Source organism: Komagataeibacter oboediens, assembly GCF_003207815.1.
Lineage (GTDB): Bacteria > Pseudomonadota > Alphaproteobacteria > Acetobacterales > Acetobacteraceae > Komagataeibacter > Komagataeibacter oboediens.
In genome coordinates this window covers 1-8,554 of sequence record NZ_NKTX01000084.1, presented here as the reverse complement: position 1 = coordinate 8,554, position 8,554 = coordinate 1, and the positions used below count along the sequence as shown (strand labels likewise).

Below are 8,554 nucleotides of genomic sequence, written 5' to 3'. Positions count from 1 at the left end.
CAGATAGCCAACAGCAACGCCGTCAGAAGGGCGGCATAACAACAACCGGGTATAGCTTATCAAGCCCACAAAGCTGTCCGAACGGACGGGACCACCTCACATGTCCTCTATTCAAAGATTCGCCCGGCGCTCAATAAAGTAGCCCTGCCAGATTTTGAAGGTATCTGCAGCGCCGAAATTTATCCAATACGACCGACTAGTGGGAAGCTGTCTCGGTTCTTTCTCGCCTATCTACTTCTGTCAAACACTTTCCTCAAGTATGCAACGAGGCACTCTGATCGCAGCAAGATCCCTAAGGTAAACCGTGAGTCATTGCTGGCTTATGAGACAGGGATTCCTTCACTTCGCGAACAAGAACGCATCGCCGATTGCCTAACCTCCCTTGATGACCTCATTGCCGCCGAGACCCGAAAGCTCGACATCCTCAATACCCACAAGAAGGGGCTGATGCAGCAGCTTTTCCCCCGGGTCGGGGAGGTTGACGCATGAGCAGCGTCCGCACCTATCAGAGCTTAGGCAAGTTGGTGACTCGGCTGCGGGACGATCTGAACGATGCCGATCTTGTGCTGCTGTATGCCTATAACCGCACAGGTAAGACCCGCCTGTCGATGGAGTTCAAGGACGCAGGCAAACGCAAGACCAAGAAGAACCCGACCGGGACGCCCGACACGCTCTATTTCAACGCCTTTACTGAGGATCTGTTCGTCTGGGAGAACGACCTTGAAGGTGACAGCGTGCGCCGTCTTCAGCTGAACGAGAAATCGTCCTTCTTCAACGCGATGACGGAACTCGCGCTAGAAGAGACGATTGATCTCTATCTCTCGCGATACGCGGACTTCGAATTCGACTTCACCTATAAAGATGTTCAGCAGGGCAACGAGACCATCTCTAAGCCTGATTTTGTGAGCTTCCGAAAAGGCGATCAGTCCAACATAAAGGTTTCGCGGGGTGAACAGAATATCTTTGTCTGGTGCATCTTCATGGCCATCTGCGAACGCATGCTGGATGGCCATGAATCTTATCAGGGCAAGAAGTACCTCTATATCGATGACCCGATCTCGTCGCTCGATGACAACAACGCGATTTCCGTGGCCTGCGATCTTGCCAAGCTCCTCCGCCGGGCAGCCACGCGGAAGGATGCTGCCGGTGGGCCATCCCCGATCAAGGTGATCTTCTCGTCCCACCACGCGCTGTTCTTCAACGTAATGTGCAATGAAATGGGCAGGCGGCCCGATGGCGAACCGAAGATCACCCACAAGCGCTATTTCCTGCACCGCCCAAACGGCGACGGCGCTTACACGCTTCAGGCGAGCGAGGATACGCCCTTTTTCCATCACGTCGCCACTTTAGCCGAGCTGCAGCGTGCCGCCGATCCCGACAAGGGGAAGCTCTACACCTTCCACTTCAACGCCTTGCGCAGCGTCATGGAAAAGACAGCCTCTTTCTTCGGTCATCCCAAGATAGACTTCTGCTTGAGAGCGCTGGACAACGAAGAGGATCAAGCGCTGTTCCACCGTGCTCTGAACCTGCTGAGTCATGGCGCCTATGCCATTCACGAACCGACTGAAATGGGCGAGGACAATAAGGCACTTTTCCGCCGCATCCTGAATGAGTTCATCACGCGGTTTGAGTTCACCCTACCAAGAATTGTTCCCGCGCAACCCACGGCACCGGCACCCGCTCCTGAGGAAGCACCTGCACAATGAACGACCAAAACCAAAAGCAGTTGGGCAAAACGCTCTGGAATATCGCGGATACGCTACGCGGTGCTATGAATGCGGACGATTTCCGCGATTACATGCTGTCGTTTCTCTTCCTGCGCTACCTTTCTGACAATTACGAAGCGGCTGCGAAGAAAGAACTCGGGCGCGACTACCCAAATCCCAACGCGATCGGCAACGGTGGGCGCTCGCCCCTATCTGTTTGGTACGCGGAGAACCCCGATGATGTTGCGGCTTTTGAGAAGCAGATGCGACTCAAGGCACACTACCTAATAAAGCCAGAACACCTCTGGACCAGCATCGCCCATATGGCGCGCACCCAGAACGACGAACTACTGAACACCCTGCAGGCGGGCTTTAAATACATCGAGAACGAGTCTTTCCAAAGCAGGTTCGGCGGCCTTTTCTCGGAAATTAATCTTGGCTCTGACAAACTCGGACGGACGTACGCTGATCGCAACGTCAAACTCTGCGCCATCATCACTGAGATCGCCAAAGGGCTCGCCAACTTCTCCTCCGATGTAGATACACTGGGGGACGCCTACGAATATCTCATCGGCCAGTTTGCTGCCGGTTCCGGGAAGAAGGCGGGCGAATTTTATACCCCCCAGCAGGTTTCAGACATCCTTTCCGCGATCGTGACGCTGGACAGCCAGGAGCCCGCGACCGGAAAGAAAGATCGGCTCGCCAGCGTGCTAGATTTCGCGTGCGGCTCCGGTTCGCTGCTGCTCAATGTGCGCAAGCGTATGGGGCCGCACGGCATCGGCAGAATCTACGGGCAAGAAAAGAACATCACCACCTACAACCTCGCGCGCATGAACATGCTGCTGCACGGCGTGAAGGACACGGAGTTCGAAATCTACCACGGCGACACGCTGACCAACGACTGGGACATCCTGCGCGAGTTAAATCCGGCCAAAAAGCCCTCCTTCGATGCCATCGTGGCCAACCCGCCCTTCAGCTTGCGCTGGGAGTCGACCGAGGCGACGGGCGATGATGTGCGGTTCAAGAACTACGGGCTGGCGCCCAAATCGGCCGCGGACTTTGCCTTCCTGCTGCACGGATTCCACTACCTGAAGGATGAGGGCGTGATGGCCGTCATCCTCCCCCACGGGGTACTGTTCAGGGGCGGGGCGGAAGAGCGGATCCGAACCAAGCTGCTGAAAGATGGCCACATCGACACGGTCATCGGACTGCCGGCGAACCTGTTCTATTCCACCGGCATCCCGGTCTGCATCCTTGTTCTAAAGAAATGCAAGAAACCGGATGACGTGCTTTTCATCAACGCAGCAGAACACTTTGCTAAGGGCAAACGCCAGAATCAGCTCACTGATGAGCATATCGGTAAGATCATCGAGACCTACCAGTTCCGCAAGGAGGAGGACCTCTACTCCAAGCGTGTAAGCATGGAGCGCATCGCTGAGGAAGGCTACAACCTCAACATCTCTCGCTACATCAGCACCGCCGTGGGCGAGGAAGAAATCGACTTGGATGCCACACAGAAGGAGTTGGGCAAGATCGAAAAACAGATCCGAGAAGCAACGTCGAGGCATAACTCGTTTTTGAAGGAGCTCGGCCTCACTGAATTACCTAGGTCGTTGTAAAGTGAACGTAAATATCAGCTGTCTTCTTTTCTATCCTTTCGTCTGAAACCGAACTAAACGCTTTCGGCTAAAACTAGGCGCAGGCCTTTGAACCAATGATGTCCGCTATGCGGAAGTCGCTTCTGTCCCTCTCATGTCCACGATGAGGGCGTAAGCAGACCTACCGCTAGACGGAGCCGGGGGAAAAGCTTTCACTTCGAACCCGCATAATAGTCTGGCGACTTGTAGAAAATTTTCTGGCCAGTGCAGATACGCTCATACCCTCCGCCAGGTCGTTGAGGACGCTTTGCTTCTCACCTTCTGACAGTACGGAAGGCCGCCCCAGGGTCTTCCCTTCTGACTTTGCCCGCCTGAGACCAGACTGCGTGCGCTCGATCAGCAGATCCCGCTCAAACTGTGCGACAGCATTCAGAACCTGCATCGTCATTGTGCCGGAAGAACTGGTCAGATCAGCACCACCAAGAGCGAGGCAGTAAACCTTCACTCCCATGGCTCCCAGCATTTTAACCGTGGTGCTGACATCCATTGCATCGCGACCAAGACGATCAAGCTTGGTCACGATCAGAACATCTCCAGCTTCCAGTCGATCCATGAGGCGAGCAAAGCCACGCCGTTGCGCGATGGAGGTACTCCCGGAAATAGTTTCGGTAACGACGCGACGCGGCTCAACCCGAAAACCGGCTGCTTCAATTTCCTGAATCTGGTTTTCGGTCGTCTGACCGACTGTAGAGACGCGAACATAGGCAAAGGTGCGTGGCATGGGGATCATTTCGTCCGAATAGGATGTCCGAAATATGGACTATGTTCGAAATACTGTAAAGGTAATTTACGGACAGATTGCTTCGCCCCTGTCCGAAAACGATCGTTTTCGGACAGGAGGAACTTATGGCAATGACGCATAAAATGACCTACATTGTAAATATGACCTCGACCGAGGCCTTAACCTTATGGTGCCGGAGATCAGTAATATGATTCGTGTCAATGTTATGCCGAATGGCCGACTTGTCCTGCCGGTGGGTCTGCGCAAGTCACTTGGCGTCGAAAAAGGCGGCCAAGTCATGGCGGAGATCGTGGACGGGGAGGTTCGGTTGATAACACCCGATGCCTCGCTTGATCGAGCCAGAGCATTGTTCCGAAAATATGTCCCGGCCGGGACCTCGATTGCCGACGAAGTCATTGCTGAACGACGCGCAGAAAATACGCTGGATAACCATGACAATAAGGTGCAGCGCTGATGCCGATTTGCGTCATCGACACGTCCGCTGTCTTTGCGGACCTGAACGAAGAAACGGGAGCTGAAGAAGCTCGGCGCTGGCTGAGAGATGCAGCCATCTCCGCCGTTAACCTGCAGGAAATCGTTTCTAAGGCTGTTGATAAAGGCGTCCCGGCCGAAGGAATATCCGAACTTATCGCAGCTCTGCGCCTAGACGTGCGGCCTCTTGATCACAACCTGGCTCTGACGGCCGGATTAATGCGCGATGCAACCAAGCGGGTCGGTCTCAGCCACGGAGACCGCGCCTGTCTGGCATTAGCTAAAAAATTGGATCTCCCTGCGGTCACGGCAGATCGGGCATGGGCTGAAATTGCTGAAGCAATCGGCGTTGAAGTGGTTCTCATTCGATAGACTTACTGGTTGTAAATCTTGTGTAGGTTTTCTGTTCCGCAGCCACCCAAACCCCGGGGGAGCTGCTAGAAAAAGCGGACCTACCGCTTACGCCTAAATTCTTGCCATTTAACCGGGATGCATGACTTTCCGAAAGCAGACATAGATTGGAAGCAGCACTATTCACAGCTTCCAAGATGTTCGCCGTTTAACAGCCTCCCACGATCGCGATCGTCCGCTGAGCATAAGTCCGTACCTCGTCTTCGACGAACGTAGTGTTTGGGTCGTGATGGAACGGCGCAGTATAATTGTTGATGTCGTCAAGATCACCATATTGCGGCGTCAACGGATGGGCTGTGTCTGCTCGAATGATTGCCAGCATCTCACCTAGCCACTTTCCTTCGAGAATCTGATTAGGGAAGCGGTAGCGAATATATTTTTCCAGCAATGGCCGCATGACCGTTCTCATGTCACGCGCATCACCGCTGCGTCCTTCGGCAAAGTCCTGCAGCCGCATGTGATCATGCAGATAGCCTTCTTTGACCTCGCGCTCGATGTCCCAAGGCTCGATCGACGAACCGCCCGCGCTGGCCGAGATCTGGAGTGGCGTGCATGTCGCGCCGTGAATCATGCCGCGCACGGCATCAAGGAAGAACTTGTCATGGCTGAGTAGGATGACTTGCGCTGCCTTTCCCGGTTCGCCTGTCCGCACAATCTCCCTTGCAGTCATCGCCCTGCGGAAGTCATCAAGGCTGGTGAAGGGATCATCGAACACGACGATTTTGTTCGCGATGTCGGGATCGCGCTTGAGTTGAGACAGGAAGAAAGCGAGTGCGAAGGTGTTTTTGTCGCCGGCGCTCATGGTTGTGTCGAAGCTAGGATTATCGGCATTGGCTCTCGTCACATCGATATCGCTGGTATCAAAGCGAAGGCAGTAGGTCGATTGCGGCACCTTGCCGACATAACTCTTGCCACATTGTGCGAGGCGGAAACTTGCGCCGAACGACGTTAAAAACTGATTTATGTCGGCCTCATATGCACCAAGAATCTGCTGGTCATAGTTGTCTAGTTCGGCTTTCTTTGTATCCTTTGCAGTAACGAGAGCCATTTTTTCGTTCAGTAGAGTGGTATAGTTAGACGCCAAACCGAGCACCGGTGCCGAGTGCCGCGTCTTCACTGCTTGAAGGTTAGCAAGCGTCGCTTCGGCGTTCGCTTTGTTAGCTACGGCATTGGCATCCTTCACCGCTTGGATGCGGCGATTTGCCTCTGCAAACGTCGCTAAGTTAGCTCCCAGTTCCACAATCGTCGCAGACCAAGTGGCCTGCGCCTCAATGAAGGCTATGGATGATTTTATCGGCTCCAACGGCGCGGCCTCCTTTGCCGCCAGCAGCGCCTTGGCCGCATCGAACAAGGCTTCGACCTCGCCGCTAATACGCTTAGCGCTGCCGGAACCAATATAGCCATGGTCGCAATAGGCTTTCCAAAACTCGGCATCAGTCGAGACCTGCATAAAGCTCTGCTCAACCTTGAGCGCTGTTGTCGACGAAAGTGCTCGGTCAAGCGCGGTGCTCATGTCGGTGATGGCAGCCTTATGCGCTGTGTAGGCGTCGCTGAAATATCCGCGATAGGCGTCGATCAAATTGTTACCGTCGAGCGATGTCGCGCAGAACGGACAGTGATCGCTGACGACGTGTGACAGCCCCTGCGACAACCACGTCTCGCCGCCATTGCGAAAGTTATGCTGGGCAAGTTGCTGCTGAACCCGTTCCGCAGAATCGGCGGCGATCCCATCGACGCCTTTGGCCAACAGATCGAGAAAACCGTCCGGCAAGGTAGGCAGCGCCAGCACTTTTAAGGTGTTGCGCGACGCGATCGTCGCCCCATTGTTGATCGCCCTGAGCGCTTTCGTCGCTTTGTCGATTTTGTCGTCGATATTGGCATCCGCCGCGAGCTTCAGAAATGCCTCCAACTTCATGCCGGCGGGCAAGTGCTGCTCCAGAGCCTTCTTTTCAGATTTGATCTCTGATTGTTTCATGGTTGCATCGGCATCGAGCCGATCAACCTTCTCGGCCAAGGCGACGCCTATGGGACCGACGACAATACGATAGAAATTACGACGATGCTCGACATCGATCTGATCACCGCCATGAATATTGTCAGTGACGAATTGCTGATCGAAAATATGAATGCCGGGCTGTGCGGCAGTCCAAGCACCTCCTGAAAATCGAACCGAACCGCTGTCAAGTAGGAGCCCGATCTCAGGTTCCGATGTAGCCAAGAAGGTTTTTCGGCGTTGGATGAGCTTGGGCTCGTTGCGCTGGAGCGAGCGTAGAACTGCGCACAAGGTCGTCTTACCGCGTCCATTACCACCATAGATTAGGGTAAAGCGGCCATATTCACCACCGCTGATGCGTGCGGCCTTGTACCGGCCGACATTCTTGATCGTCGTAATTTTCTTCAGAAACACGCCCCGAGCCTCTTCGATCTGTCGTTCTCTACCGGCCTGATTCGCTCCGCGCCAGCATTGGGAGCCAGAGTAAAGCCTAGTGTAGTGATGTGCCAGATTGGTTATGGATTAGATGGAGTTCAAACACTTACACTGAGTCAATTGACTGACGCGTAGCCGGTTCATGAGTTAATATCGACCTTCAGAACATCTCACGGGTTATTTGAACGATCGGAATGGAATGAAAGCCTTCGCGGGAGGGGTGGCGTCAGTTGCAAATTCCCCATAACTGAGTCCCGGTGTCGCGGGTTCGGTCTTCCCAGACTTTCGTACGCCTGGCGGCGCCCGAAACCCTTCAGGGGGACGGAATGTCTGGTTTCGGGATGCTCTAAAGGGTATCTGCCCGGCCCGATTGGCAGTCTTCTCCTGTTCAAGAGCATTGACCAGGTCGACCGTTGACCAGAAGCGCGCCTTCTTGCGGTGATGGGTAATCGCCTGGATGGCCAGGGCGGTCGCCAGGTGGGTTTTCCCGGTTCCCGGGCCGCCGATCAGCACGACATTTTCGGCACGCTCGATGAAGTCCCCGCCATGAAGCTGGCGGACCATGGGCTCGTTGACCTGGGTGTCGGCAAAGGAGAACCCAGACAGGTCCTTGTAGGCGGGGAACCGGGCTGTCTTTGTCTGGTAGGCGATGGAGCGCACTTCGCGTTCGGCCAGTTCCGCCTTCAGAAGCTGCGAGAGAATGGGGATGGCCGCCCCGAAGGCGGGCGCGCCCTGCTCAATGAGGTCAGCCGTGGCCTGGGCCATGCCATACATCCGCAGTCCACGGAGCATGACGACAAGTGAGGCGGCGGCAGGATCATGACGCATGGCGACTGTCCCCACGCAGGATGTCATAGCGCCCTGTATCGGCGCACGGTTCGTGTTCGAGCACCAGGGCCTGTGGAGCATCAAGCCGGAGAACCACGGTTCTTTTGGCATCAATCAGGCGATGCAGCGTATTGAGAACATGGGTCTTGGTCGCCACGCCATCTTCAAGAGCCATATGTGGACGGCTCTGTCTTGCAAGGGGGAAAATAGTGGTGTGACCGTGTCGTTTGCACCCATATGTCCGGCCTGTTGTTGCAGTGTTCAGACTGCTGGCCAAGATGGTTTCTGCGATGGAAGTTCCATTCAGTTC

Annotated in this window: 7 protein-coding genes and 2 pseudogenes; 5 read left to right on the top strand and 4 right to left on the bottom strand. The window is 54.9% G+C overall.

Going from position 1 to position 8,554, the window contains the following annotated elements:
* Positions 1–51: 51 nt before the first annotated feature.
* Genes CFR80_RS15865 through CFR80_RS15855 form a run of 3 tightly spaced genes read left to right on the top strand, consistent with a single transcriptional unit; the run spans position 52 to position 3,325 of the window.
* The gene (locus CFR80_RS15865; protein WP_110507689.1) at positions 52–489 is read left to right on the top strand and encodes a restriction endonuclease subunit S; all 438 of its coding nucleotides are present in this window, start codon (positions 52–54) and stop codon (positions 487–489) included.
* Entirely contained in the window at positions 486–1,706 is a 1,221-nt protein-coding gene (locus tag CFR80_RS15860; protein WP_110507688.1) for an AAA family ATPase, read from the top strand. The genes CFR80_RS15865 and CFR80_RS15860 overlap by 4 nt, the downstream gene beginning before the upstream one ends.
* Positions 1,703–3,325 carry a type I restriction-modification system subunit M gene (locus tag CFR80_RS15855; protein ID WP_110507687.1) on the top strand — a complete coding sequence of 541 codons (1,623 nt, stop codon included), beginning with the start codon at positions 1,703–1,705 and terminating at the stop codon, positions 3,323–3,325. The genes CFR80_RS15860 and CFR80_RS15855 overlap by 4 nt, the downstream gene beginning before the upstream one ends.
* Positions 3,326–3,491: 166 nt before the next feature.
* Here CFR80_RS15855 and CFR80_RS15850 read toward each other — a convergent pair whose 3' ends face one another.
* Positions 3,492–4,085: a recombinase family protein gene (locus CFR80_RS15850; RefSeq protein WP_061507212.1), complete on the bottom strand. Its 594-nt coding sequence runs from the start codon at positions 4,083–4,085 to the stop codon at positions 3,492–3,494.
* A gap of 208 nt (positions 4,086–4,293) precedes the next feature.
* On the opposite strand from CFR80_RS15850, the gene CFR80_RS15845 reads away from it, so the two are divergent.
* Both CFR80_RS15845 and CFR80_RS15840 read left to right on the top strand, forming a co-directional pair.
* On the top strand, positions 4,294–4,560 hold the full coding sequence (locus tag CFR80_RS15845; RefSeq protein ID WP_016738498.1) for an AbrB/MazE/SpoVT family DNA-binding domain-containing protein: 267 nt from the start codon (positions 4,294–4,296) through the stop codon (positions 4,558–4,560).
* A complete protein-coding gene (locus tag CFR80_RS15840; protein WP_011251552.1) occupies positions 4,560–4,949 on the top strand; it encodes a PIN domain-containing protein in 390 nt (129 codons plus the stop codon). The genes CFR80_RS15845 and CFR80_RS15840 overlap by 1 nt, the downstream gene beginning before the upstream one ends.
* Positions 4,950–5,136: 187 nt before the next feature.
* On the opposite strand, the gene CFR80_RS15835 is transcribed toward CFR80_RS15840, so the two are convergent.
* The 3 genes and pseudogenes from CFR80_RS15835 to CFR80_RS19950 form a co-directional block, all read right to left on the bottom strand.
* Positions 5,137–7,395 (bottom strand): AAA family ATPase, encoded by a 2,259-nt coding sequence (locus tag CFR80_RS15835; protein WP_110507686.1) that lies wholly within the window; start codon positions 7,393–7,395, stop codon positions 5,137–5,139.
* 357 nt (positions 7,396–7,752) lie between these two features.
* Positions 7,753–8,244 (bottom strand): annotated as a pseudogene (locus CFR80_RS15830) (ATP-binding protein); the annotation flags it as partial.
* Positions 8,234–8,554, bottom strand: a pseudogene (locus tag CFR80_RS19950) (hypothetical protein); the annotation flags it as partial. The pseudogenes CFR80_RS15830 and CFR80_RS19950, both read right to left, overlap by 11 nt.

Coding starts and splice junctions, on each gene's coding strand:
- CFR80_RS15860 (WP_110507688.1), top strand. CDS start 486: ATGAGCAGCGTCCGCACCTATCAGAGCTTAGGCAAGTTGGTGACTCGG.
- CFR80_RS15855 (WP_110507687.1), top strand. CDS start 1,703: ATGAACGACCAAAACCAAAAGCAGTTGGGCAAAACGCTCTGGAATATC.
- CFR80_RS15850 (WP_061507212.1), bottom strand. CDS start 4,085: ATGCCACGCACCTTTGCCTATGTTCGCGTCTCTACAGTCGGTCAGACG.
- CFR80_RS15845 (WP_016738498.1), top strand. CDS start 4,294: ATGATTCGTGTCAATGTTATGCCGAATGGCCGACTTGTCCTGCCGGTG.
- CFR80_RS15840 (WP_011251552.1), top strand. CDS start 4,560: ATGCCGATTTGCGTCATCGACACGTCCGCTGTCTTTGCGGACCTGAAC.